General features: G+C 49.5%; 23 protein-coding genes and 1 tRNA gene. 15 read left to right on the top strand and 9 right to left on the bottom strand.

The features are described 5' to 3' along the window. Positions 1–81: 81 nt before the first annotated feature. Positions 82–1,239, bottom strand: coding sequence for a histidine phosphatase family protein (locus tag B7991_RS13840; protein ID WP_088631349.1), 1,158 nt, complete (start codon positions 1,237–1,239; stop codon positions 82–84). Next, positions 1,240–3,225 (bottom strand): SUMF1/EgtB/PvdO family nonheme iron enzyme, encoded by a 1,986-nt coding sequence (locus B7991_RS13835; protein WP_088631348.1) that lies wholly within the window; start codon positions 3,223–3,225, stop codon positions 1,240–1,242. A 237-nt stretch (positions 3,226–3,462) separates the two neighbouring features. Here B7991_RS13835 and dxr point away from each other — a divergent pair, with 237 nt between their 5' ends. The 5 genes from dxr (at position 3,463) to rseP (ending at position 11,888) form a co-directional block, all read left to right on the top strand. Further along, entirely contained in the window at positions 3,463–4,611 is a 1,149-nt protein-coding gene (dxr, locus tag B7991_RS13830) for a 1-deoxy-D-xylulose-5-phosphate reductoisomerase (protein WP_088631347.1), read from the top strand. Positions 4,612–4,738: 127 nt separating this feature from the next. After that, positions 4,739–5,950 carry an alpha/beta hydrolase gene (locus tag B7991_RS13825; RefSeq protein ID WP_254917986.1) on the top strand — a complete coding sequence of 404 codons (1,212 nt, stop codon included), beginning with the start codon at positions 4,739–4,741 and terminating at the stop codon, positions 5,948–5,950. A 100-nt stretch (positions 5,951–6,050) separates the two neighbouring features. Next, complete coding sequence (locus B7991_RS13820) at positions 6,051–7,913, top strand: glycoside hydrolase family 9 protein (RefSeq protein WP_088631346.1); 1,863 nt, start codon at positions 6,051–6,053, stop codon at positions 7,911–7,913. Between the two features lie 380 nt (positions 7,914–8,293). Then, a complete protein-coding gene (locus B7991_RS13815; protein WP_088631345.1) occupies positions 8,294–10,339 on the top strand; it encodes a glycoside hydrolase family 9 protein in 2,046 nt (681 codons plus the stop codon). 196 nt (positions 10,340–10,535) lie between these two features. After that, on the top strand, positions 10,536–11,888 hold the full coding sequence (gene rseP / locus B7991_RS13810; protein ID WP_254917989.1) for an RIP metalloprotease RseP: 1,353 nt from the start codon (positions 10,536–10,538) through the stop codon (positions 11,886–11,888). Between the two features lie 105 nt (positions 11,889–11,993). On the opposite strand, the gene B7991_RS13805 is transcribed toward rseP, so the two are convergent. Together B7991_RS13805 and B7991_RS13800 are read right to left on the bottom strand one after the other, a co-directional pair. Further along, complete coding sequence (locus B7991_RS13805; RefSeq protein ID WP_014546523.1) at positions 11,994–12,359, bottom strand: cupin domain-containing protein; 366 nt, start codon at positions 12,357–12,359, stop codon at positions 11,994–11,996. A 74-nt stretch (positions 12,360–12,433) separates the two neighbouring features. Further along, positions 12,434–12,679, bottom strand: coding sequence for a TIGR03905 family TSCPD domain-containing protein (locus B7991_RS13800; protein ID WP_088631367.1), 246 nt, complete (start codon positions 12,677–12,679; stop codon positions 12,434–12,436). A gap of 212 nt (positions 12,680–12,891) precedes the next feature. Between B7991_RS13800 and B7991_RS13795 the strand changes: the two genes are divergently transcribed. Next, a complete protein-coding gene (locus B7991_RS13795) occupies positions 12,892–13,425 on the top strand; it encodes a flavodoxin family protein (protein WP_088631343.1) in 534 nt (177 codons plus the stop codon). Between the two features lie 20 nt (positions 13,426–13,445). Beyond that, a complete protein-coding gene (locus B7991_RS13790; RefSeq protein ID WP_088631342.1) occupies positions 13,446–13,925 on the top strand; it encodes an isoprenylcysteine carboxylmethyltransferase family protein in 480 nt (159 codons plus the stop codon). A 3-nt stretch (positions 13,926–13,928) separates the two neighbouring features. On the opposite strand, the gene B7991_RS13785 is transcribed toward B7991_RS13790, so the two are convergent. Then, positions 13,929–14,333 (bottom strand): GNAT family N-acetyltransferase, encoded by a 405-nt coding sequence (locus tag B7991_RS13785; protein ID WP_176421837.1) that lies wholly within the window; start codon positions 14,331–14,333, stop codon positions 13,929–13,931. Positions 14,334–14,393: 60 nt separating this feature from the next. On the opposite strand from B7991_RS13785, the gene B7991_RS13780 reads away from it, so the two are divergent. After that, a complete protein-coding gene (locus B7991_RS13780; RefSeq protein ID WP_088631340.1) occupies positions 14,394–14,846 on the top strand; it encodes a GNAT family N-acetyltransferase in 453 nt (150 codons plus the stop codon). Here the strand turns inward: B7991_RS13780 and B7991_RS13775 are convergent. Further along, complete coding sequence (locus B7991_RS13775; protein ID WP_088631339.1) at positions 14,843–15,571, bottom strand: hypothetical protein; 729 nt, start codon at positions 15,569–15,571, stop codon at positions 14,843–14,845. The genes B7991_RS13780 and B7991_RS13775 overlap by 4 nt on opposite strands. A gap of 368 nt (positions 15,572–15,939) precedes the next feature. Between B7991_RS13775 and B7991_RS13770 the strand changes: the two genes are divergently transcribed. The 6 genes from B7991_RS13770 to B7991_RS13745 all read left to right on the top strand — a co-directional run bounded on the left by B7991_RS13770 (position 15,940) and on the right by B7991_RS13745 (position 20,925). Then, positions 15,940–16,254 carry a type II toxin-antitoxin system RelB/DinJ family antitoxin gene (locus B7991_RS13770; protein WP_088631338.1) on the top strand — a complete coding sequence of 105 codons (315 nt, stop codon included), beginning with the start codon at positions 15,940–15,942 and terminating at the stop codon, positions 16,252–16,254. Then, positions 16,251–16,832 (top strand): putative toxin-antitoxin system toxin component, PIN family, encoded by a 582-nt coding sequence (locus tag B7991_RS13765; protein WP_088631337.1) that lies wholly within the window; start codon positions 16,251–16,253, stop codon positions 16,830–16,832. The genes B7991_RS13770 and B7991_RS13765 overlap by 4 nt, the downstream gene beginning before the upstream one ends. Positions 16,833–16,881: 49 nt before the next feature. Continuing rightward, the gene (purD, locus tag B7991_RS13760) at positions 16,882–18,174 is read left to right on the top strand and encodes a phosphoribosylamine--glycine ligase (protein WP_088631336.1); all 1,293 of its coding nucleotides are present in this window, start codon (positions 16,882–16,884) and stop codon (positions 18,172–18,174) included. Positions 18,175–18,277: 103 nt separating this feature from the next. Beyond that, positions 18,278–18,751, top strand: a complete 474-nt coding sequence (gene purE / locus B7991_RS13755) for a 5-(carboxyamino)imidazole ribonucleotide mutase (RefSeq protein WP_088631335.1) — start codon at positions 18,278–18,280, stop codon at positions 18,749–18,751. A 116-nt stretch (positions 18,752–18,867) separates the two neighbouring features. Beyond that, positions 18,868–19,794, top strand: a complete 927-nt coding sequence (locus B7991_RS13750) for a DUF3108 domain-containing protein (protein WP_254917985.1) — start codon at positions 18,868–18,870, stop codon at positions 19,792–19,794. Positions 19,795–19,998: 204 nt separating this feature from the next. Continuing rightward, positions 19,999–20,925, top strand: coding sequence for an autotransporter outer membrane beta-barrel domain-containing protein (locus tag B7991_RS13745; protein ID WP_235003019.1), 927 nt, complete (start codon positions 19,999–20,001; stop codon positions 20,923–20,925). A gap of 75 nt (positions 20,926–21,000) precedes the next feature. Here B7991_RS13745 and B7991_RS13740 read toward each other — a convergent pair. The 3 genes from B7991_RS13740 to B7991_RS13730 all read right to left on the bottom strand — a co-directional run bounded on the left by B7991_RS13740 (position 21,001) and on the right by B7991_RS13730 (position 23,131). After that, positions 21,001–21,072, bottom strand: a tRNA-Arg gene (locus B7991_RS13740). Positions 21,073–21,170: 98 nt separating this feature from the next. Beyond that, complete coding sequence (gene rimO / locus B7991_RS13735) at positions 21,171–22,484, bottom strand: 30S ribosomal protein S12 methylthiotransferase RimO (RefSeq protein ID WP_088631334.1); 1,314 nt, start codon at positions 22,482–22,484, stop codon at positions 21,171–21,173. Between the two features lie 104 nt (positions 22,485–22,588). Beyond that, complete coding sequence (locus tag B7991_RS13730; protein ID WP_088631333.1) at positions 22,589–23,131, bottom strand: SPOR domain-containing protein; 543 nt, start codon at positions 23,129–23,131, stop codon at positions 22,589–22,591. Positions 23,132–23,470: 339 nt separating this feature from the next. Here B7991_RS13730 and B7991_RS13725 point away from each other — a divergent pair, with 339 nt between their 5' ends. Further along, positions 23,471–25,405: a SpoIIE family protein phosphatase gene (locus tag B7991_RS13725; protein WP_088631332.1), complete on the top strand. Its 1,935-nt coding sequence runs from the start codon at positions 23,471–23,473 to the stop codon at positions 25,403–25,405. The last annotated feature ends 22 nt before the right edge of the window (positions 25,406–25,427 follow it).

Below are 25,427 nucleotides of genomic sequence, written 5' to 3'. Positions count from 1 at the left end.
GCTACGCAAAAGCATTGAAAAGACCGTAACTGATTCTCTCAGTTACGGTCTTGTTTTTTTTTGCAAGGTTTAAGTTCTTGATTATCTTTTGGGGGTTGACGGCTTCTTGCCTCCCATGCCGTGCTCCTCCATGTAAATGGCGAGGTAGTCAATAACGCCTGAATCTGCGCCTTTGACCGGAACATAGCGCAAGCTGTTGTCTGCCCCGATGATGATGGCAAGCCCGGCAATGTAATTAATCCAGTGGTAATCTTCATGGTACTTCAAGGCGACTTTGCCTTTGGAGCCGAACACGGCGAGCGGCATGACGAAAATGTCGTGCGAGACCATTATGCTTACGCGCTTCCATTTGGATAAATTCTTGAGGATGACTTTCTGTATGAATTCTTCGGCGCGTGGGGTGAGTTCGTAAAGCGCGTCTGTGTAGCCGCCTTCGTAAGCCCAGTGGGCCATGAGTTCTACAGAACCGCCTTTCATGTTGAGCTTGGTGGCGTACTGTGCGAGCGAATCTGCTGAAATTTTCAGGAACCAGTTTCCGGTGATGTCGTAGTTGGTGATGAGTTTCGGGAGACTTGCTTCTCCGCGGCCTTTTGAAATGTTGTTTGCAGTCTCGTTGGTGCGCACGAATCCCGAAGTGATGTAACTAAATTCCTCGTCGCTCTTGAGCGTGGTACCTAAATTTTGGGCCATTTTTACGCCGTTAGCGGTGAGTTCCGTTTCTATGGCGACGTTGTCTTCGCGCTCGGAATGTCGAATGATGAAGACTGCTTTTTCGTCTGCGGTAAGACTCTTGTAGACGTCGGCGACAGTTGCAAAACCGTTCTCGTCAAGCGAAATCTCTTTTGCTGGTAGCGATGTTTGCGAGGAACTGGAAGATTTTGCTACATCTGAAGACGAAGAAACTGTCGTCTCTTGCGATGATGAAATTGCGGATGAACTTGTTTGAACTGCAGAAGACGAAGACCGCCGATGACTGCTTCGTGATGAACTGGAAAATTGTTTTTGCCCGCTTGACGATGAGCTTTTTTGAATGGCTGAACTTGATGGCTCGACGGTTGCAGTCTCCGATGACGATTGCTCCTCAATTGTTGTAGTTGTGGAAGAGGATGAAGCGGTGCTTTCAGAAGCTGTTGTGGATGTGGCATTGTCACAGGCTGAAAGCATCGCCGTGTATGCGATTGCGGCGAACAAGGGATAAGCCGCAATCGCGCAGAGCGCGCTTTGTGTAGTTTTATTCATTTACGAACCCCACTGGTAATCGCCGGCTTCATAGATTGGATTTTCTCCGTTGAAGCCGCGTGGGCGCTTGATTTTATCATCGAATAAAGTCTTATTGAAAATGCGGAAGTCGCCGCGTTCGTAGCTCTGGAATGAAATGTGACAGAAAATGGGGCCCGCCGGCATGTATTCGCTGAAGCTCATGGTGCGTTCGCCCGCCGTGTAAAGGTAGTTGAAATACTTGCCGTTTAAAACGATGTGGAGACCGATATTTCCGACGGTGAACCAGCGCCCTTTGGCGAGAATGTTTTCGTGGTGGGTGTCGTCGTAGTCCATGACGACAAATTCTGCATCGCCGCTCTTGTCTAAGTGGAAGCGGTACTTATGGTTTCCGCCACAGCAACGCCCGTCGAAAAACCACGTGTATCCGCTTGCGGCTGCAATGCGCGGGTCGCGAACGCTTGTGTCGGGGTGGGCGAGTTGCTCGTCTGTGACGATGCGTTCGGGTTCTACAGCGGCGATAAGCTGTGCTAAAGTCTTGGGATTGCTTACGGTCGGGAGACTTACTTTATTCTTGGCTTCGCTTGCGGCTCGCCTGTACAGACGGTATGGAATGCCGTCATCGCTAATCATTGTGAGTTCATCTTCGCTGAACACGTAGTAAGCGTAAGTCTTTGTGCCGCTCTTGGTGACAACGTTAAAACTGCGGTTGTTGAGCGTGTACCACTGCCCTGAAACATTCGGGAAGCCAGAAACTGCCGCAACATCATTTTCTCCGATAACGACAGTGTAGTCGTCGCTGATCCAGGCTTCGTCTGCGGTGGTAATCAAGCGGCAGTCGCGATTCTTGTCGCCTTGGCAGGTGGCTGCAGACGGATTTGCCGCTTCGCAGGGACTTACCATTCCCGGCGGGAGTTCCGTAGACATGCCTAGTCTAAAGCCCATGTCTGCGGCGCCATCGCGGCTGCGGATGGCGCGACGGCTCACTCGCGCAAAATCCGCGGGCTCGCCGTAACTCCCGCCTCTTCGCGTCTTGTTGCCACTTCCTGTGAGCTGTACCGGATTTACCTTGTCTGCGTCCGTGTAGGCTACGAGCCAGTCGTAGACCCATTCCCACGAGTTGCCACTCATGTCGTAAAGTCCAAGCTTGTTTGGTTTCTTAGTGGCAACATCGTGTGATTTTCCGCCGCTGTTTTCGGAATACCATGCCACATCATCGACGTTGTTACTACCTGAAAATTTAAACTTGTCTGCAATTCCGTCTTTGCCACCGCGGGCCGCAAATTCCCATTCGGCGTCTGTGAGCAAGCGGTATTGCCGCCCTGTTTTTTGTCCGAGTTTGCAGGCGTAATTGTTGGCGTCAAACCAGCTTACTCCGATTTTGGGAGCTTTGTCCGATTCCCATGCATTCTTTTTCCCGCCCATGACGGCATTCCATTGGGCTATCGTTACTTCGGTCGGTGCGATATGGTATTCGTCAACTGTTACTTTATGCGAAGGTGTTTCGTAAATTTTATCAGGCTCGGCACAGTTGTCGCAGCCGCGCGTGTAAGTGCCTCCAGCCACATAGACCATGTTGAAGGCGACTCCGTTTATCGTGTCTGCAAAATTTGCGGGCGAGGTGTAGACAAAGGAACTCTCGCTAGAACTGGAATTTGCATGTGCACTAGAGAAGTTCCCTTGCTCGATTTCCGAAGAAGAACTTCTGTGCGGATGCCCGCTTGAAGAGCTTTTGACTGAGCCCGAGGAACTCCCTTGCATTCTGGAAGACGTTGCCGAATTCCCCGCTGAAGACTCCGCTCCTGAAGAAATCAAATCCCCGGATGACGAAGAACCGCCTGCGTTCCCTGTAAAACTGGAACTGGACGAAATTCCAAAATCATCTGTAACGGAAGAAAGATTACTGTTTTCTCCGGAGACTCCGTTGTCCGAAGAATCCGAGCACCCTATGAACATCCCCACTGCGCAACAACACGCAGCATATACACCCGAGGAAAGTATGCGCATATGCACCTCCTTCGAGCAAACCTAACCCAATTTCAAAATAACCTAAAAAAGATGGTTTCGTTTGTAAATTTTCGCAAACGTGTGGACAAAATGCCAGTTTGAGTCGAATGCCTATTTTTTAAGTGTCAAAATTAATCGAAACAAATAAGGATGAACACCGCCTGCACGGGAATGACCACATCGGGTACATCCGTCTCTTTTTTTATCTTTTAACTGAATAAAAAAAGAGGTTTTTAAATGAAAAACGTTGTTCTTTTGGGTGCCACCGGTTCTATCGGTACCTCTAGCGTTGATGTCATTCACCAGCATTCGGATATCTTCAACCTTTACGCTGTGGCTGCAAATAGCAGTGTCGAGAAGGTTGCTGAAATTGTGCGCAAGTACAATGTTGAACGTGTGTGCATGTTCAACGAGACGGCCGCCAAGGAACTTGAAGGCGTGCTTGGCCGAAAGGTTCTTGCTGGCATGGACGGCCTTTGCGAACTCGCTGCCGACCCGAAGGCAGACATTATCATCAACGCCTTGATGGGCGCTGTGGGTTGCCTCCCGACGATTACCGCTATTGAACATGGCAAGCATGTCGCCCTTGCAAATAAGGAAACGATGGTGATGGCAGGCCCGGTCATTTGGGACAAGCTTGCTGAAAATCCGAAGTCCTTCATTACGCCGATTGACTCCGAACACAGTGCCATTTTCCAGTGCCTCGAAGGCGGCAAGCGCGAACACGAAGTCGAATTCCTTGAAATCACGGCTTCGGGCGGTCCGTTCCGCGAACGGCCTATCGAAAAGTTTGAAAACATCACCGTCGCTGATGCCTTGAATCACCCGGTGTGGAGCATGGGCAAGAAGATTACGATTGACTCTGCTTCCATGATGAACAAGGGCCTCGAGGTTCTCGAAGCACATTTCTTGTTCCACATTCCGTATGACCAGATCAAGGTTGTGGTTCACCCGCAGTCCATGGTGCACTCGCTCGTGCAGTTCCGCGATGGTTCCTTGATGGCACAGCTCGGCGCTCCCGACATGCGCATCCCGATTCAGGTGGCTCTCACGTGGCCTGACCGTCTCAAGCTCGAAACCAAGCGCCTCGACTTGCCGACGCTTGCAAAGCTCACGTTCTTCGAACCGGACTTCAACAAGTTCCGTTGCCTCGCTCTTGCCTTTGAAGCTGGCCGCCGTGGCGGTATCGTGCCTTCGATGATGAACGCTGCAAACGAAGTACTCGTGGACCGTTTCCTCAAGGGTAACCTCAAATTCACCGACATCCCGAAGTACGTGGAAATGGTGATGGAAAAGGCCCCGAACGTGACCGGTCACCTTTCGCTCGAACAAGTGCTCGAAGCCGACAAGGAAGCCCGCCTCATGACGGAAGGCTTCTTGAAGTAAGCTGGTCACAAACTAGTTGTAAAGTTCAACAATGGAAATGAAGCTCCGCTTTATTGCGGGGCTTTTGTTGTATATAAATTTATAATAGCCGATTCTAGTGTTAGAGGCGGTGTTGATTGGAGTGTGCATGAAAAAGATGACAATGGCGGTATGCTTTGCCGCTGTTTCTGCGTTCGCCCAGTGGGGCGGTGGTATGGGCGGGGGCTTTGGCGGCCCGCAAGGTGGTGGCAGTGTTCCTGATGCCGAAAAAACAGCCGATGTCAATTATGTAGGCGATGGAAAGACCTATCATACATTGGATATTTACATCCCTAAGGAAGTAAAGGAATCGTATCCTGTGGTCATCCATACTTACGGCAGCGCCTGGAGTATGAACAACATGAAGGGCTCTGCGGACTTGAGCACCATTTGCGCTGCTTATGTCAAGGCGGGCTATGCTGTAGTTACGCCTAATCACCGTTCTGCTAGCGATGCCATATATCCGGCTCAGCTGCACGATATCAAGGCCGTGGTGCGTTTTGTCCGCGGCAATGCGGCCAAGTACAAGTTCGACACGAATTTTGTGGCCGTTTCCGGGTTCTCTTCGGGTGGTCACCTTTCGAGCCTCGTGGCGACGACTTGCGGTTTGAAAGAGGGCAAGTCCGGCTCGGTGACGGTCGATTTGGTCGGTAATCTCGGTGAATTTACATCGTTCAGCAGCTGTGCTGATGCTGCCGTGCTTTGGTCTCCTCCGACCGACATCTACACGATGAACCCCATTAGCATGGGTGGCTCCGGAACAATGGAAGGGAAATTCATTGGCGTGGAACGCGAAGGCAACAAGGACAAATGGATGGTTGCAAGTTCTCCCTATTATGCAAGCGATGACGATCCGCCGATAATCATGTTTCATGGCACGTCCGATAATATTGTGAACATTGAACAGAGTGAGGAACTTTACGATTCCCTAAAAAATCACAATGTGGTAACGGAATTTGTCAAAGTATCGGGCGGTTCTCATGGCGGTGACAAGATGAACTCGACCGAGAATTTGAACAAGGCTGTTGCCTTCCTGGACAAGGCGCGCGAAGCTAAAACCACTGTTAAAAAAGATTCGACGGTAGGTTTTGTGCCTAGACTTGCAAAGTCCTTCGGTATGGAAATTCGTGGAAACCGGCTGTCTATTCTCGGAGGCGATGGCGCTTTCCGTTACACGGTGGTTTCTGTAAACGGGGAACGCAAAGCTGGCGGATTTTTCCGTAAGGAACTCGATTTATCTCAATTGCCAGTTGGCATTTATGGGATTATGGTAGAGGCGCCTTCGGGAACATCAAACTTCATAAAATTTGCGAAGAAATAATACATTGGGTACAGTTGTAACCAGATTGTCCAACAAAAGTTGGGCAATCTCTTTTTTTTAGGGGTAAATTTATATTGTGAAAAATGGCAAGGAGTGTCTTATGAAAGTCTCGTTCGGCTTGAAACAGTATATTTCTGCTGCGGCTGTCGCATTGACGTTCGCGTCTACAGCGTTTGCAGCAACGGCTTACATCAACCAGGTCGGTTATCGTACCACGGATCCGAAGGAATTTACGCTTTTTGAAGGTTCTGGCGATATTGAAATTGTGGATGCCGCCGGTCAGACAGTCCTTACGACAACGCCGAAGGCCGCTACGAAGTGGAATCCGAGTGGCCAGAATGTGCAACTTGTCGATTTCTCCGAACTGAAGACTCCTGGAACTTACAGCATTACGCAGGGCGGTCAAGTGCTCCGTTCCGATTTGGTGATTGCGGAAAAGCCGTTTGAAAGCATTGCCAAGGCTGCGCTCAAGTGGTACTACTACCAGCGTGCTTCTATGGCGTTGGAAGAAACTTATGCAGGTCAGTGGAAACGCGATGCGGGCCACACCAATCCGACTGCTAAAATGCATAGCTCTACAGGTGCTTCGGGTACGCTTGAAACGAGTAAGGGCTGGTATGATGCTGGTGACTATGGTCGCTATATCGTGAACTCGGGCATTACGACTTATACGCTCCTTTCGCTTTATGAACACTTCCCGGATTACTTCAAAACGCTCAAGTGGAATATTCCGGCTGAAGGCACTTTGCCGGACTTGCTTGCCGAAATCAAGTATAATCTTGACTGGATGCTCACCATGCAGGCCGAAGATGGCGGTGTTTACCACAAGCTTTCGACGCTCCAGTTCCCAGGTGATGTGATGCCAGCGAAGGATACGGACCCGCTCTATGTGATTGGCAAGGGTACGGGGGCTACGTTTAATTTTGCTGCTGTGATGGCGACGGCCTATCGAGTGTTTAAGCCGTTTGACGCCACCTATGCAGCAACGTGTCTCGAAGCGGCCAAGAAGGCCTATGCCTGGGGTGCCCAGCATCCTGATGTGGCTTTCAACAATCCGATGGATGTCGCAACAGGTTCGTACAGCGACGGCAAATTGGATGATGAAAAGGTCTTTGCCGGTATGGAATTGTTTATTTCTACGGGTGAAGCCTCTTATAAGCCGACTTTAAATGCAAATGAAGCAAGCATTGTTCCTGCTTGGCCTGAAGTCTATGGCCTTGCGGTTTATGGTGCTGCAAGTCATCCGACTGAAACTGGTGACGAAGCTGCAACGGCTAAAAAGATGCTCACGGAATATGCCAATGAGTTTGCCTATGTCTCCACGACGGGTTTTGGCGTTGTGATGTCCCAGGAAGACTTCGTTTGGGGCTCGAATGCAGTTGCCGGTAATCAGGGCGTGTTCCTCCTCCATGCTTATTACGTGACTGGCGAGCAGAAGTATTACGAAGCCGCAAAAAAAGTGGTGGACTATTTGCTTGGCAAGAACCCGCTTGATATGTCCTTTGTGACTGGTTTCGGAACAAAGTCTCCGAAACTGCCGCACCATCGTCCGAGTACAGCCGATAAGGTGACGGATCCTGTTCCGGGCATGGTTGTGGGTGGCCCGCAGCCGGGTGGTGAAGATATTGGAACGAAGTCTTGGGAATGCAAGGATTATAAAACGGGTCAGGCTGCCACTTCTTACATTGACAATCGCTGCAGCTATGCAACCAACGAAGTCGCTATCAACTGGAATGCTCCGTTTGCATACCTGGTTGGTGCCATGGAAGCCTTGAATGCCGGTTATGCTCCGTCCTTTGCTGCAGAAGGTGTTGCAAAGGGTGGCACTTCCGCTCTCAGACCTTCGATTTTGAGAAACCGTGGAACGGTCGATGCTACACCGCGTCTGCGCTTTGTGGATCAGAAGGTGTTTGTCGAAAAGAATGGCAAACGCTTTGACCTCAAGGGCCATCTTCTCAAGTAAGAACTCCTAACGAACCTCAAAAATCCATATTCATAGAATGCAGAAACGGCGTCCCTCCCGGGACGCCGTTTTTGTCATTTCCCTAACGGGGCTTGACTGCTACGGCTCGGCAATAAGAATGAGTATACTTATTCTTGCTGCACTCGCCTTGCATGTCATTCCCCTAAAGGGGTCTGACTTGTTCGCCTCGGATATAGAAACATGCAAGCATGTTTCTGCATCACTCGGCTCCTTTGTCATTCCCGCCACCGAGCGGGAATCTCCCTTTCAATGGATAAAACACTTGCAACACTTTTCTTTAAAATGATGTTCGGACGGGTGGAAAATATGCTTGAACGGCTCTATATTATGTGGGCTAAAACTTGCACTTTTTTACGAGGATGTTTGTGAATAATCATGCGTTAAAGTCCGTAGCGCTTGCCGCGCTCGTCGCAGCCCCAGCTTTCGCAGCGACTGCCTACATCAACCAGATTGGCTACCGTCCGGGCGATTTCAAGGAACTCGCCTTGGTCGATGCAAACGGCAACGTGGATTTTGTGAATGCAGCCGGCCAGGTCGTTCTCTCCGTGACGCCTAAGGCCGCATCTTACTGGGATGCGAGCGGTCAGAATGTCCAGCTCGTCGATTTCTCCAAGCTTGCCGAAGCGGGCAAGTACAGTATCAAGGTAAACGGCAACGTGCTCCGTTCTGATCTCGTCGTGAAATCCCAGACGTACGAAGAAATCGTCAAGGCTTCCATCAAGTGGTTCTATTACCAGCGCGCTTCCATGGCTCTCGAAAGCCAGTATGCAGGCAAGTGGGCCCGCGCAGCCGGCCACACGAATCCGACTGCTGAACTTCACAATTCTACGGGTGCTTCGGGTACGATCAATTCCAGCAAGGGCTGGTACGATGCTGGCGACTACGGCCGTTACATTGTGAACTCGGGTATTACGACCTACACGCTCCTCTCTCTTTACGAACACTTCCCGCAGTATTTCAAGACGCTCAAGTGGAACATCCCGGCCGAAGGCTCCCTCCCGGATTTGCTTGCCGAAATCAAGTACAATCTCGACTGGATGCTCACCATGCAGGCGTCCGATGGCGGCGTCTACCACAAGCTCACTTCTCTCGGTTTCCCGGGCGATGTGATGCCGGCCGCGGACAATTCCAAGCTTTATGCTATCGGCAAGAGCACGGCGGGCACGTTTGACTTTGCTGCCGTGATGGCAATGGCTTCCCGCATTTACAAGCCGTTCGATGCCACTTACGCTTCCAAGTGCCTCGAAGCTGCCAAGAAGGCTTATGCTTGGGGCCTCTCGAACCCGAGCCGCAACTATCTCGCCAATCCGTCGGATGTTTCGACGGGTGCCTACGAAAACGACAACCCGAACGACGAAAAGGTTCTTGCCGGGACAGAACTCTTCATCACGACGGGTGATGCTTCTTACAAGCAGTCCGGCTCATCGGAATACGTTTCGTACTGGGGCGATGTCATGGGCCTTGCCACGTACGAAAAGGCTACGCATCAGGCGCAATTTGGTGGCGATGCAAACGAAGCCAAGCAAAAGATTTTGGGCACTGCAGACAACTTTGCTAACCGCGCCGAAAAAGGCTTTGGCGTCGTGATGGCAAAGGATGACTTTGTATGGGGTTCCAATGCGGTTGCCTCCAATCAGGGCGTTTGGCTGTTGCATGCTTACTACCTCACGGGCGAACAGAAGTATTACAAGGCTGCCGTCAAGGTTCTTGATTACTTGCTCGGCAAGAACCCGCTTGACATGTCTTTCGTAACTGGTTACGGCACCAAGTCTCCGAAAATGCCGCACCACCGCCCGAGTACTTCGGATAACGTAGAAGAACCGATCCCGGGTATGCTTGTGGGTGGCCCGCAGCCTGGCGGCGAAGACGTTGGTTCTGCCGCCGAATGGAAGTGCGCTGATTATCGCAAGGGCCAGGCGGCAACCGCTTACACCGATCAGCGTTGCAGCTACGCCACGAACGAAGTCGCTATCAACTGGAACGCTCCTCTTGCATACCTCGCTGGCGCTATCGAAGCCATCAACGCGGGCTATGCACCAGAATTTGCAGCCGCAGGCGTTGCAAAACAGGATACGCCGGCCTCTAGTTCTTCTGAGGTTCCCGCAAGTTCATCTTCGAGCGTACCGCAGAGTTCTTCCTCCGAAGTTGCAAGTAGTTCTTCCGCGATTTCTGGCAATTCCTCCTCTTCCGAGATGCCCGCAAGCTCATCTTCTATTCCGGGCGTTTCCTCTAGCTCTTCTGCAAACGTAGAATCTTCAAGTTCGCAGGGCACGATTGCAATTCACGCTACGGTGGATTACAAGGCCGTTCGCTCGACGCAGCCGCGCCTCCGTTTCGACGACCAGAAACTCTTCATCGAAAAGAACGGCAAGCGCTTTGACCTCAAGGGCCATCGCATTAAGTAAATTCTCTCATATTCATAGAATGCAAAACGGTGCTCCATTCGGGGCATCGTTTTTTGTGTCATGCCCGCCGGAGCCTGTGCTGAGCGCGGTCGAAGTAAGCGGGCTTCTCCTTATATACTTGTAATTGCGTTACATCGCGCTTGATTATAATTACTAAATTGTCCTTATGATGTCGAGTATATTAAATAATTTGTTGATGTTCGTTTTGGGGCTTTTGGCATTGAGCTTCCTCGTGACCATTCACGAACTGGGTCATTTTATTGTCGCCAAGTGGAATAAAGTCCGAGTGAACACGTTCTCGGTAGGATTTGGCAAAAAGCTTTTCCGCTTCAAGAAGGGCGAAACGGAATATTGCATCTCAGCAATTCCTTTTGGCGGCTACGTCGCCATGGCGGGCGAAAATCCAGATAGCATTGAAGATGGTAAGCTTCCATCGCAAGATGATTTTTTGGGGAAATCGGTTGGCGCTCGGGCAGCAATTGCTTTTGCAGGTCCGTTTGTGAATATCGCATTTGCGTTTATCCTTCTGATTTTCCTTTATATGGTTGGCGTTCAGGAACCGGATAATAAGAGTCTCATTATCGGTTTTGTGGCGAAAAATTCTTCTGCTGAAATCGCTGGCATCCAGCCGGGCGATACGATTACGTCTATCAATGGCAAGCAAACGCAAGGTTGGGATGACTTCCGTGAACAGATCGGCGTGAGTCTCGGTGCCGATGTGATGCTCGAGGTTCATCGTGGCGGGGCGCCGCTCGCCATCAAGGTTGTTCCACAAGAACTCGTGATTCCGGCTGCAGATTCGACTTCTGAACCCATCAAGATGGGAATTGGCGATATCGGTATTTATCCGCGCAACCGCGTGATTGTGCGTCTGCCGCCCAAAGAAGGTTCTGCCGCGCAAAAGGCGGGCATCATGCGCGGTGATACGATTTTTGAAATCAATGGTGAACATATTTCGCGTTACGAAGAAGTTGTTCGTTTGATTGATGGTTCCAAAGGTGCCGAAGTCAACGTGACGCTTTTGCGTAATGGCGAAAAGGTCAATGTGAAGATGACTCCCGCTTACGATGAAGAATTCAAACGCTACATTGTGGGCATCCAGATGGGCTATGTGATGTTCAGTGAAACGCATCTTGTGCGTCGCGGTCCGATTGAAGCGTTCGAAAAGACTTGCGCTACGAGCTGGAAAATGACGACGAGCATTTTCCGCTATTTCAAGCGCTTGTTCCAAGGCCAGGTGAAAGTCGATGCATTCTCCGGCCCGGTTTCGATTGTCGCTGTGATGGGCAATGTGTGGATGAGCGGATTCCAGGATTTCCTCATGCTCCTTGCGCTTATCAGCATCAACCTGGGTGTGATGAACTTGCTCCCGCTTGCGATTACCGATGGCGGTCTCCTGATGTTCCTCGGTATCGAAAAGTTACGTGGCAAGCCGCTGAGCCTCAAGACTCAATCCGTAATCCAGAACGTCGCTGCGGCATTCTTCATCAGCTTCTTCGTGTTTATCACGATTCTTGATTTCGGGAAAATCTCGCTCTTCTTGAAATAAAAAATGGCGGCTTTAGCCGCCGTTTTTTTGTCATTCATCTCCGATGCTTCTTTGTCATTCCCGCCTACCTGTCCTCACTTGACGGGGACGAGCGGGAATCTCCATTTATCTCGCTTGCATGTACGCGTACGCGAAATTCATCGGCGGTGTGCTGATGCAAATGTATTCGAAAATCTCGGGTCCCATATTGCGCAGCCCGTGGATTTCCTTCTCTGCAAAACGCACGACATCGCCTGCTTCAAACGGAACTTCCTTATCGTCAGCAAGCAAGAGAACGCCACGGCCTTGGACTGCGACCCACACCTGTTCCGACGTGTAATGCTTATGACGCGGCTGTTCTGCACCCGGCATGACCGAAACCTTCGTGACCGAAACCTTTTCTGACCTGCTGTTCTCGGGCGTGAGCAACTGTGCAGACTCCACTCCAGGATTGCACAAAACCGTTATGTCGTACTTTTTAATCAGTTCCATTTCGTGTACAAAGATAGCTCTTTATTGTGCGCTGAAGGCTCAAAGCTGTGCTATTCTTGCGTATTTTGCAGGTTTTAGGCTTCCATCCCGAGAACGGCACGGGCGAGCTGGTCTGCGCAAGAGGTTGGCTTTCCGCCGCAGGTGTTGCCGAGCAACTTGGCTGCAATGTCTTCAGCCTTCATACCTTCACAAAGTTTTGCAATCGCCTTGAGGTTTCCGTTGCATCCACCCGTAAAGCGAATGTTGCGGATTGTGTCTCCATCGCGCGTGAACTGAATTGTCGTTGCGCATGTACCTTTTGTCTTAAATGTTTCTTCCATAGAAAACTCGTTGTTGTAATTGTCTGTCATGCCCGTCGCTAAGCGGGGGCATCTCCTTTACATTGTCATTCCGGCCTACGAGCCGGAATCTCCTTGAAAGGATTTGTTTTTACACTAAATATAGAATGTCTTGTCAATGAGTGTGGCACCGTAGCGATCGCTAGTTATTTTTTATAGATTATAGCAACAAACTATATGGCAATGGTTTAGGTATGAATATTCTTGTTCTTTCTGGGAGCCCGCGCAAGGGCGGCAATACAGATTTGCTGGTGGAATCGTTTGTGAAGGGTGCTTCGCAAAAGCATCAAGTTGAAGTTGTTTCCGTTCACGATTACAAAGTCAATCCTTGCATTGGTTGCAATTCGTGCTTTGCCCGCGAAGACCACAAGTGCTGCCAGAAAGATGATATGCAGATCGTCTATGACAAAATGGCCAAGGCCGAAATGCTCGTGATTGCATCGCCGGTTTATTTCTACGGCTTGAGCGCACAGCTGAAAGCGGTCATCGACCGTTTCCACAATCCAATTCGCGATACTTTTCACATCCACAAGATGGCGCTCCTCTTGGTGGGTGCGGCTTCGCTCCCGGAACTGTTCGATGGCATTCTTGTACAGTACAAGCTTTGCCTCAACTTCTTCAAGCTGCAGGATATGGGCCAGGTACTTGTGCGCGGTGCAAAGGACAAAGGAGATGTCAAGAACTGCGATGCGCTCCAGAAAGCTTTTGAGTTAGGACAAAGTCTTTAATAATGATTGAGGAGGGAAAAATGAAACGCTTTCGTGATTTTATCGGTTACTTGTTGGGTGGGTTTCTCTTTGTGATGCTCATCCCGACAATCATGTGGCTTGCGTCTGGAATGCCCGCGCTTTGGCCGGTCGATACATGGCGTTGCATTGTGGCGCCTATTGTGATGCTTGTGGGCCTTGTGCTGAGTATTTGGACTATCGTCTACATGCGCAATCGTGGCAAAGGAAACCCGATGGATGCTTTCGGCCACGAAGTGGCCCCGCGTACGCAGCATCTGATGATTGAAGGTCCGTACAAGATTAACCGCAACCCGATGCTGACGGGAACCCTCGTTTATCTCGTGGGTGCCGCCGTGTGGCTGTGGACTTGGCAATCTTGCGTCGTGTTCGTCGTCTTCTTTGCGATTATGATGGTGCAGGTGCTAAGCGAAGAAAAACGCCTCCGCCGCGACTTCGGCGAAGAATACGAAGAGTATTGCAAACACTCGAGAAGGTTTTAGAGATTACGTCCACAAGCTTGTGATGAACATTGGGCTTGCGTCAGTTGCCTTCTTGAATCCGCAGTATTCGTAAAAGTCTATTTCCTTGTCGTATGCCACGACGACAATACGCAAGTAATCCTTGTACACGTCCTTGACTTTTTCGACAAGAGCCTTGCCGATGCCTTTTCCTTGGTATTCCGGGCGTACAAGCAAATAATGAACATACGCATTCATGATGCCGTCGTCCATTGCGCAAATCATACCGACAAGCTTGTCGCCGTCCCATGCTGAAATGGCCGTCTTGAAATTCTTCATGGCGATAACAAGTTTGTCAGGGAAATGCCCCGAAGACCATTCCACCGAAAGGAACAAATCTTTTAAATCTTGCTCTGAAAAATCATGAATTGTTTTGTACGTGATAGACATAATTACGTTTAAATATAACATTGTTGACAGTGCTGTCACGAAATTTTATCTTGAAACCAAATGAAAATCGAAATCGCGACAATCAATGATATTCCCGAGCTCATGGAACTGCATGATAGGGCGTTCTTTGCTATTGCTGCAGAAGTAGATTGGCTCGATGCTCCCGGTTTGAAGGAATCTCTGGAGCAAGCCTGCGAAGACTTTCCGAAATACATGACGCTAAAGATGCTCTCTGACGATGGTAAAATTGTTGGCTCTGTTCGTGGACGCGTTGAAGATGGCTCATTGTATATCGGTCGCTTGATGGTTCTGCCGGAATGTCAAGGGCGCGGATACGGCAAAATCCTGTTTCGCGAGATTCAGAAGAGAATGCCGCACAATCGTGCATGGCTGTTTACCTGTGGTGAAGTCCAGCGCACGGTTTCGTTCTACGAACGTGAAGGTTTTCGCACATTCAACACTGAACGTTTCGAAAATGGTCACACGTGGATTTCCATGGAAAAAAGTAATTAGTCCTTATTATTCTTTTTTTCCAAACTCATGAAAAAACATGCGTCTAATTCGCAAGGCAGAATTTGTAGTTCCTCGGAAATCATTTGTAATCCGTTTTCTAAATATTCATATGTGGCGTCATCTTGAAGAGCTTTAGGCCCTGGAATAAAATTACAGCCGCAATTTTCTAAAACCTTAATAACTCTGCTGTCAATAGGAATCTCGTATATAGACAGACCTAACCACTGTAGAAAATTACGTGATTGTTTTAAACCGAGACCTTTGTATTTCCCGCTTCTTAGATAGTCTATAACTTGCTTTTCATCTTCTTTTGAATGATCTTTTTTTAGAAGTGTTAGTTTTTTCTGAAGTATGTCCCATTCTCCTAATTCCCATTCTTTTATAATAAGAATAAGCCATTCTGCAATTGTATTGTATCTTCGAAGATTGAATTTTTTTAATTCTTCTATGATGAAATTATGATTGTTCTTGCAGTAATTAAAATCAAAGAGCTTTGATTCTGATTTTAGTAGTTGGTCTGTGGGGGAGTTTTCTCCAGATTTTTGTCGTGATGTTATTTCGCATCCAACTAGTATTTTCCAAACATTGTTTTTTGAAAGGTCTATTCCCTTTTTTTCAATGTTTTTGGATTTTCGTTCTTTTGCAAGTTTGGAATCTATATTGTCGATTATCACTTTCCGGATGTTTTCTAATACAGTGTTGTCGATTGTCCAAATAGATTTCATTTTTATAATCTCGCTCAATTAATATTACAGTATATACCAATATAATGAATTCATGCTAATCAAGCGACGACTATCGTGTCGTTCACAACCAAAAAAGGCAAATGCAGCGGTTTCAGCAGAGAGAGTACGCGGCTTCTAAGATTCTTCAATCATCCCGAACTTATCGTAATTGATTTTTTACTGATTTGGTTTCTGCATAAGATTCTTGAGTAATTGGGCAGATTACCATTCTTTTCTGCATAAAAAGTGCAATGCTATATGCGGAAAAGGGGCTGATTATTTGCAAAAATGGGGCGCAACGAGGCCCCTTTTCTTAAATTTCTGCATAATATATATTATAGCTGTAATTCAAAATTAGGGGAATGATTATGGCTATGTCAGTATTGCAAATAAGGCTTGATGAAAATTTGAAAAATCAAGTATCGGCTCTGTTCGAACGGTTGGGAATGGATGTTCCTACAGCGGTTCGTGCTTTTTTTAGGAGGGCTCTTGTGGAAAATAAACTCCCTTTTGAAATGAATGAAGTTCCGTCTGCGACAAATCAAGATGGGGAAAATTTGTTGAGCCTTTTGCATAAGGCCCAGCGTTTGGCTTATGAAAATGGGGTGGCGAATTTGAGCGAAGAAGAAATTGAGGCGGAGATTAAGGCTACTCGTGCTGAAATGAGGAATAAAAAGAAATGATTTATGCAGTAATTGATACGAATATTCTTGTTTCTGCTGCTTTGGCGTATAATAATCGGAAATCTATACCGTATTTGATATTTAAAGGGGTTTTTGATAAATCGTTTATTCCGTTGGTCGATGATAATATTGTTAAGGAATATCGGAATGTTCTATATCGACCTAAATTTTCATTTGAAACGTTTCTTGTTGATAAAATCATCAATACGATTTTAAAGTATGCAGTTAACCAAACCGTGCCGTCAACGGGTACAGAATTGCCTGATGAGGATGATATTATTTTTTATGATGTTGCTGTAGCCCATCAGGACAAGGGTGCGTATCTTGTGACGGGAAATCAAAAACATTTTCCCAATTGTCCTTTTGTTATTTCTGCACGAGATTTTTTGACTGTTATAACTCCAAGTTCGTTGCCTAATGTAGTAAGTGAAAATAAAGTTCCCTATGATGCGTATGGACTTTTGGATGCTTTGCATAAAGCCCAGCGTTTGGCTTATGAAAATGGGGTGGCCAATTTAAGCGAAGAAGAAATAGAAGCGGAGATTAAGACGGCTAGGCGAGAACGGCATCAGCGTTGATTCGTTCTTTTTTCTACATTTTCCCCCGTACAAGTATAAGGACTCGCTTATGAATATTCTCGTCGTTGGTAGCGGTGGTCGCGAACATGCCATCGCTCTTGCAGTCAAGAAGTCGCCGCTGTGCGACACTCTCGTGTGCGCTCCGGGCAACCCGGGCATGGCAAACCTCGGCAAGTGCGTGCCGGTCGATGTGGCCGACCCGAAGGCTATCGCCGACCTCGCGGTTGCCGAAAAGATTGACCTCGCGGTCATCGGCCCCGAAATTCCGCTGGTCGCCGGCGTGGTAGATGAATTCCGCCGTCGCGGGCTGCGCGCTTTCGGCCCGACTGCGGCTGCTGCCGCGCTCGAAGGCTCCAAGGCCTTCAGCAAGGATATCATGAAGAAGTATAACGTGCCGACGGCAGCCTTCGAGACCTTCACCGATCTCGCCTCCGCCAAGAAGTTCCTTGCCGAACACCCGGCTCCGATCGTGGTGAAGGCGTCGGGCCTCGCTGCGGGCAAGGGCGCTATCGTCTGCATGACCGACAAGGAAGCGAACGACGCTGTCGAAGAAATGCTCGGCGACAAGGCCGTGTTTGGCGAATCCGGCAAGACGGTCGTGATTGAAGAATTCATGGACGGCGAAGAGGCCTCCATCTTCGTGGTTTGCGACGGCAAGGATTACGTGATTCTCTCTTCTGCCCAGGACCACAAGCGCGTCTTTGACGACGACAAGGGCCCGAACACCGGTGGAATGGGCGCTTACAGCCCGGCTCCGGTAGTCACGGACGCTCTCCTTGACGAGGTGAAGAAGACGATTATCGAACCGACCCTCAAGGGCATGGCCGCCGAAGGCAAGCCCTACACGGGCGTGCTCTACGTGGGCATCATGGTGACTGCGAAGGGCCCGAAGGTCGTGGAATACAACTGCCGCCTCGGCGACCCCGAATGCCAGATTGTGCTCCCGCTTTACGACGGCGATGTGCTTGCGTTGTTCGACGCTGCCGAAAAGGGCGAACTTGCCAAGCTCGGTGCCCCGAAGGCTCCGAAGGGCAGCTCCGCAATCGTCGTGCTTGCAAGCGCCGGTTATCCGGGCTCCTACGAAAAGGGCAAGGTCGTCACGGGTATCGAAGAAGCCGAAAAGAACGGCGCCCAGGTGCTCCATGCCGGTACCAAGATGGTTGATGGCAAGCTGGTCACGAACGGTGGCCGCGTGTTCGGCGTGGTGGGCCATGGCGAAACGCTCCAGGCCGCTCTCGACATCGCTTACGAAGCCGCCGAGAAGGTTCAGTTCGAAGGCAAGTTCTACCGCAAGGACATCGGCAAGAAGGGTTTGGCCCGTCTCGCCAAGATGGCGAAATAAGGACTTAATACGTCATTCTGAGGACTGAAAGTCCGAAGAATCCAGTAAAATAAAGTTCTGGATCCTTCGCGTTGCTCAGGATGGCGAAATAAGAGGTAACAAAATGGATTTGAAAGAAAATGCAAAGGTCGGTATCGTTGCGGGTAGCAAGTCCGACCAGGAAACTGTAGATAAGATTACCGCCGTGCTCGACAGCTTCGGCATCGTGTGGGAATTCAACATCCTCTCCGCGCACCGCACCCCGAACGCCACCGCGAAGTATGCTCGCGAAGCCGCCGGGCGAGGCCTCCAGGTCCTCATCGGTGTTGCTGGCCTCGCTGCAGCCCTCCCGGGCGTGCTCGCAGGGCACACGATTCTTCCGGTGATTGGTCTGCCCTGCGCCGGCGGCCCGCTCAACGGCGTCGATGCTCTGCACTCCATCGTGCAGATGCCCCCGGGAATCCCGGTGGCCACGGTCGGCATCGGCAACGGCAAGAACGCCGGTTACCTCGCCGCCCACATCGTCGCCATCGCAGATCCGGCTGTCCGCGAAAAGCTCATCGCTTACCGCAAGGGCCTCGGGGATATCGAAGGCTAAGCCTTTTATTCCTATCTAGAATAAAAAAAACAGAGCGCCTGTGCGGTTTCCGCGGGCGTTCTTTTATATATTGTCCTTATCTTGAATTTTATCCTTTAAACAGAGTATTGGGGTTTATGATTTTTCGTGCTGTGAAAAGAGTTTTGCTGTTGGGACTTGTTTTGTCATTTTCGTCTATGGCGGCGGAGTCTCTGGTTTCGTCCTCGTCCGCGCTGTCCCAAAGTGCGGCGACTCTCGATAAACAGTCTCTGTCCTCGGCGACTCTCGAAAAGCCGTCTCCAAGCGTTCTGTCGTCCTCAAGTGCTAGTGCCCCTGCAAAGCCGCTTCCCAAGTGGCAGACCCTGCCCGAAATCAGCGCTCCGTGGATGAAGGGGGAACGCCTTGAATATGAGCTCAGCTGGGGCTTTATTACGGCAGGCTATGCGACGATTGAAGTCAAAGCGCGTAATGATGGAAAATCCGAAATTTACACTTATGCGACCGCCAACAAGACCGTCAATAAGTTCTACCCGGTTCATGATACTGTTTTTACACTTGTTCGCAATAAAGGTCTCATGACGGATGTGTTCCGCAAGTCTCTCCATGAGGGAACATTCCATAACAAGTCATTAATTCGTTTTGATCGCAATGCCAAGAGGGCACTCCTGTCCGATACCGTGTTTAAGGATCCTGTCAAGCATGTGGTTAAGCGCTCTGCGGATACGTCCGTGACTATCGAGGGGCTTGAGCATAGCATTATGTCGGCGTTTTATCTTGTGCGTACACTCCCGCTTAAGGAAGGGGCTACGTCCCGTTTTTCGGCTGTGAGCGGCAAAAAACGCTATGAACTCAAGGTGATTGTACACAAACGCGAAACGATTAAAACAGACTTGGGCTCGTTCAAAACAGTTAAAGTAGAACCTGTTTTGGATGGCGATGGCATTTTCAACTCCAGTGGCCGTATTTTCATCTGGTTTACCGATGACGAAAAGCGGATTCCTGTGCTTATGCAGTGCGAAATTGCGCTTGGAAGTATTAAGGCCGAGCTAACAAAAGTAAAATAGCCATACTAGAATCTTACGAAAATGTAAAATCAAACGAAAAAACAAGTTTTACAAGAAGTTTTTGAAAAAAACTTGGATAAAAAGTTATATTCCAAGCGTGGTTATTTATCCGAGGCTTTTTTAATGCTGAAAAAACTGTTGTTGCTGTTGTGTCTGTCCTGTTTGGTTGCTTGGGCTGCCCCATCAAAAGCACGTAAAGCGACTATGAAGTCTAAATCAAAGAAGGCAACAACCGCTGTTGTCGAACAGACGGTTGAAACACCTGCAGCTGCGCCTGCTGAAACAGATGATGGTTTTATGTCTGTTTCTGAAAGTTCTTCTTCTGCTGCTAAGGCTTCTGCTGATGACGATGACGAAGAAGAAAATGTCGAGGCTTCTACGGCTGGCATGACTGCTGCCCAGAGGCAGGATTATTTTACCCGTAAAAAGTTTGAAGAAGAACAGCGCTTGGACGAATATGCAAACTCCGAACGCCGTCGTGACTGGCTGAAAGACCGTCTTATTTTTGAATTGGGCCTCGGTTCCCGTATGCCGTTCATGGGCGAAACGGGCATGGGTATGGGCCTTGGTGCTGGCATCGAATATATTACCCGCTGGCATGTGGGTGCTTTTGCTTCTTTCGGTTTCTTGCCGAAGGTCAAGGATAGCGAATTCGAATACTGGGATCTCGAAGGCGGTACGGGCTATAAGATCGGTATCAATTACTACTTCTTCCCGAAGATTCCTATCCATTTGGGCTTGTCCGCTTCTTATGGTACGGTTTACTTTGATCATGACATGACTCCGAATTCGGATAATGTCCGTAGCTTGATTTCTGTGAAGGGTTATCAGTTCGATGTGTTGGTATCCTACCTCACTAGCGAATGGTACTACTTGCAGTTCTCCTTCGGTTTCTACTATGCTCCGGATCTTGCTAAGCCTCGCGAAAAGAACCCGAGTTTCACAAAGACTCAGGATTCCAAGACCGAAGCCGTCGATACCTATGTTTCTCGTGTCGTGAACAAGGACGGTATGGATAAGATGGGCATCGTGTTTGGCATTACCATCGGTTATTCCTTCCCGGAATTCTTCCCGGACGATACCGAAAAGCGTCGCCGTCAGCGTGAAAAGGAACGCAAGAACGCCAAGTAATTTACGCCTAGCCTAGCTTAAGTGCTAAAAAGCCCGCCAGTTCAAAGGAACGGCGGGCTTTTTGTTTGCTTTTAATACCCATGTCCGGAATCGAACCGGAATACCTTCCTTCGGAGGGAAGGACACTATCCATTGTGATACACGGGCCTAAGCCTTTAAGGCGGGTATAATATAGTAAAAAAGCGTTTGTCACCCCGGCTGGAGCCTGCCCCGGACTGGTTCCGGGGTGCCGGGGTCGCCTTTTCCTAGTCTATCAATTTGACCACAAGTTCGTGCGGTTCGGCGTCAACGACGAGTGCGTTGTGGAATTCACCAACGTCGCCATCGCCTTCGATGACCTTCACGATATCGTCGTTTTCCATCGAGTTGCCTTCTGTGCGGCCGTAGAAGTGGTATTCGCTTTCTTCGGCGACCTGGTCGATGATAATCTTGACGGTCTTTCCGATCATGTTCTCGGCGTATTCAGCGGCGAGTTCTTCCTGATAGTCCGTGACTGCTTCGAGCCTTGCTCGGGCGTCGCTTTCATCCACGGCAGGGAGGTCCATTTCCATCACCGGAGTGCCTTCTTCGGGGCTGAACACAAAGCCGCCCAGGTGGTCGAATTGCACGTCCTGCAACAACTCCATCAGCTCTTCAAAATCTTCGTGCGTTTCACCGGGGAAACCGACGAGCACCGTGCTGCGGAGCGTCACGCCCGGGATGCGTTCGCGAATCTTGTGCAACAGGTCGACAAGTTCTTTTTTGCGGTAGTTGCGCTTCATGTTCTTGAGCATCTTGTCGCTTGCATGCTGGATAGGCATATCCACGTACTTCACAAGGCGTGGTTCGTTTGCCATCAAGTCCAGAAGTTCATCGTCCACGAACATCGGGTACCAATAGAGCATACGGATCCACGGGATGCTCGTGTTGTCCAAGAGTGCGCGCAAAAGTTCGACAAGCGTGCCACCTTTTTTGCCCTTCTCACGTCCAAAGTAAGTCGTGTCCTGCGCAATCAAAGTAATTTCCTTGACGCCCTGCGCTTCGAGGTCTTTGGCCTCTGCTACGATGTCTTCAATGGAACGGGAATCCTGCTTGCCGCGAATCAGCGGAATGGCGCAGTAGGCGCAACGGCGGTTGCAACCTTCCGCAATTTTCAGATAAGCGTGGTGGCTAAATCCTCCCAAGTTCATGCGGGGGAGGTTTTCGGCGTCACAGCTCTGCGGAGCGACAATGCCCATCTTCTTCAAAAGTTCGCCCGGCTTGTACGTGCCGACCCAGTAGTCCACTTCGGGCAGTTCCTTCATCAGCTCTTCGCCATAGCGGCCGCTGAGGCAGCCCGAAACAATCAGTTTCTGCTTGGCCTTCTTGGCTTTGGCCTGGGCAAGAATCGCGTTGATGGATTCTTCCTTAGCGGCTTCGATAAAACCGCATGTGTTCACGAGGATGTAGTCCGCCTTTCCGGCGGTATCGCAGGTAGCAAAACCTGCATGGAGCATTTCACCGACGAGGTTTTCGGCATCGACCTGGTTTTTTGCGCATCCGAGATGCACGACAAATACTTTGGGCTTTTTTGTAGGCATGGCACAAATATAGATTTTACGGCTATCGGTTGTAAAGGAAAAGACTGAACGAAAAAAGGCTCCGCAAAGTGCGGGGCCTTAACAGTTCGTTGCTTTTGTAAAAATTACATGTCTTCGCTTGCGCCCGGTTGGCCAATGCGGTCGTTTTTGCGGTTATCCACCCAACCAGCGTAACCCTGCGGAGCGAGAACTTCCTTGCCAAACTGCTGAGCGTTTGCAATCGTGGAGAAGTATCCGACACGTACGCGGTAGAACGTGCCTTCGAGTTCACCCGGATTTTCAACTTCGGCGACGTATGCCTTGATGCCCTGGTCGGAGAGCTTGCTTACGACATTGTTGGCGGCTTTCTTGGAGGCCTGGATGCTCACCTGGATGACGAACGGGCCGGAGGATTCCTGTTCGACGCTAGAAACCGGTGCAGCAGGTTCTGCAGGAGCGGGCTTTTCTTCACTAAGAGATTGGATCGGAACGAGGGCCGGTTCTTCCTGGGCTGGTTCCGGTGCGGCTTCTTGTACAGGAGCTGCTTCTTCGACGGTTGGCTTTACTTCGGCTTGAGGAGCCGGTTGTTCTTCCTTGCTACCGCAGGCGGAAAGTAAGGCGCACGAGAGGGTTATTGCCCCGATTAACGATACCGATTGCAGCTTCATTTGGTGTACTCCGCGTTATAAAAAATAATGGCTAAGGCTGTTTGGAATATTCTTACAAAAAATATACATAAGTCGTTGATACTTCGCAAGTTACGAAGGTTTATTTTTGCGAATATTTTTGAAATTTTACAAAAAATTACGCGAAAAAAGCGGGTTTTTACCTATATTTGGTGCTCAAATGTTTATTGGTTTTGAGCTTGGCGATTCCGCTTGCTTCAAAGGTGTCTTTATTCGACAAAATTTTTTTTAGAGTTCCTACACAAGGTCGATTAAGTTACATATATTTTCGCATGTAATAAAAAACGATTTTTGTCGTAACAAAAAGAAAAGGTTTTCCTTATGGGCTTCAATATGCACGGGCTGGCGTTTAAACAGTCCATGATGACCCTGGTCGGTTTCAGCATCGTGTTTGCGACGCTGTTTGGGGTTCTCAGTTTTAAAGTGCAAAGCGAGCTTTCGACGGTGCTCACGGAAAAAGGCGAAGAAATCAGTCTTGCAAATGTCGCCATAATTGAAAAGCTTTTCGAAAAAGGCAAAAAGCTCGGCGATGAATATGCCGAAGTGCTCGGTAAGGAGATGCTTTCGGGGAAGGATCTCGATGACTTCTTGACTCAGGCTGTCTTTGATGCCCGCCAGACGCTTCCGCAAGTGCTTGCCGTGGTTGTCGCTTACGAGCCGGGGATGGCTCCCAAGGCTAAATGGCATCAGGAAGTCATGCGCCTTGCCCAGTATTCGGGTAACGAAATCAAGCTCATGAAGGGCAAGGACTACTTCGAAAAAACCTGGTACAAGAGCACCAAAAACTTGCAGAAGGGCCTTTGGCAGGAACCGTTCGTTGGAGACTTTATCAAGGAACCGATTGCGATTTACACCGCCCCTATTTACCAAAAGGATGCCTATGGGAATACTGTTTTTGCTGGCGTTCTTTGCGTCGATATGTCGATTGCGTTCCTCAAGGAAACCGTGGCGTCGATTCCTGTGTCGAACTCGGGCTATGTTGTCGTGCTGTCCGCGAACAATACCATTATCGCACACCCCAAGAACGAGATTGTTTTCAAGGAAAGCTTGTCTGACCTTTCCGGTGGAATGGGCGCACAGACGGTTACGGAATTCGAAAAGACCGTGCAGAGCATGAGGAAGGGCCTCTTTATGGGGACTACTGCTGATGGCAAGGATGCGGTCATTTACTTCAAGGCGATGGAATCGAACGGCTGGACGTTTATGATTGTGTGGCCCGCGAGTGAATTCATGGAAAGCCAGCGCTCCCTAGAAAAAATGTTTGCGTGGATGTGCTTTGCCGGCTATGTCGTGATGCTGCTTTTGATATTTGTGATTTCGACCAGGGTGTCCCGTCCGCTCAAGGAACTTGCTGTGGCGGCGAACAAAATGGGGCAGGGCGACTTCGATGTGGAGATTCCGCACCTCTCTGGCCGCGACGAGATTGCGCAGTTTGCATGGGCGTTCCTGAATATGCGCACCTCGCTCAAGGAGCACATGGAAAAGCAGAAGGATCTGGACCGCATCGAAAGCGAACTTGATTTTGCGAAGGATATCCAGATCGGGTTCCTGTCGATGGACGAGAAAGAAGAAGGTTCCGAAGATCCGTACCACGAGCTGACTCCATTCCTCTTGCCGGCGAAGGAAGTTGGCGGTGATTTTTACGATTTCTTCAAGCTGGACGACGGACGTCTGTGCGTGGTCGTAGGTGATGTTTCGGGCAAGGGCGTGCCTGCCGCACTGTTCATGATGGTTTCTCGAATTGTGTTGCGAACGATGGCACAGAACTTGAAGTCTGTTGTTGAGACCTTTGAAAGGGCGAACTATGAGCTTGCCAAGCGCAATCGCGCGAACATGTTCGTGACGGTGTGGATGGGCATTGTCGATTTGAAAACCGGGCGTGTGGAGTTTGCTTCGGCTGGGCATAACCCGCCGGTCATCCGCCACAAGGATGGCTCTGCTGAATTTGCGAAGAGCAAGGCCGGTGTTGTGATGGCGGCAATGGAGAACTCGCACTACAAGATGCAGACGCTCGAGCTAGCTCCGGGCGATACGTTGTTCCTCTACACGGATGGCGTGACGGAAGCGACCAATGAGCATAATGAGCTGTTCGGCAACGATAGGTTGCTCGATGCACTTACGCATGGCGGTGGAAAAGGCACCAAGGAAATGTGCCGCTTTGTCAAACGCCAAATTGATGCGTTTACAAGGAAAGCGTCGCAGTTTGACGACATTACCATGCTTGCAATGGAATATAAAGGGGGTAATGACCGGTAAGCTTAAGATGCTTACAAAATGT

Source organism: Fibrobacter sp. UWB3, from assembly GCF_002210405.1.
Taxonomy (GTDB): Bacteria; Fibrobacterota; Fibrobacteria; order Fibrobacterales; family Fibrobacteraceae; genus Fibrobacter.
The sequence above is the reverse complement of the archived record's forward strand: the minus strand, read 5'-3'. Positions and strand labels throughout refer to the sequence as shown.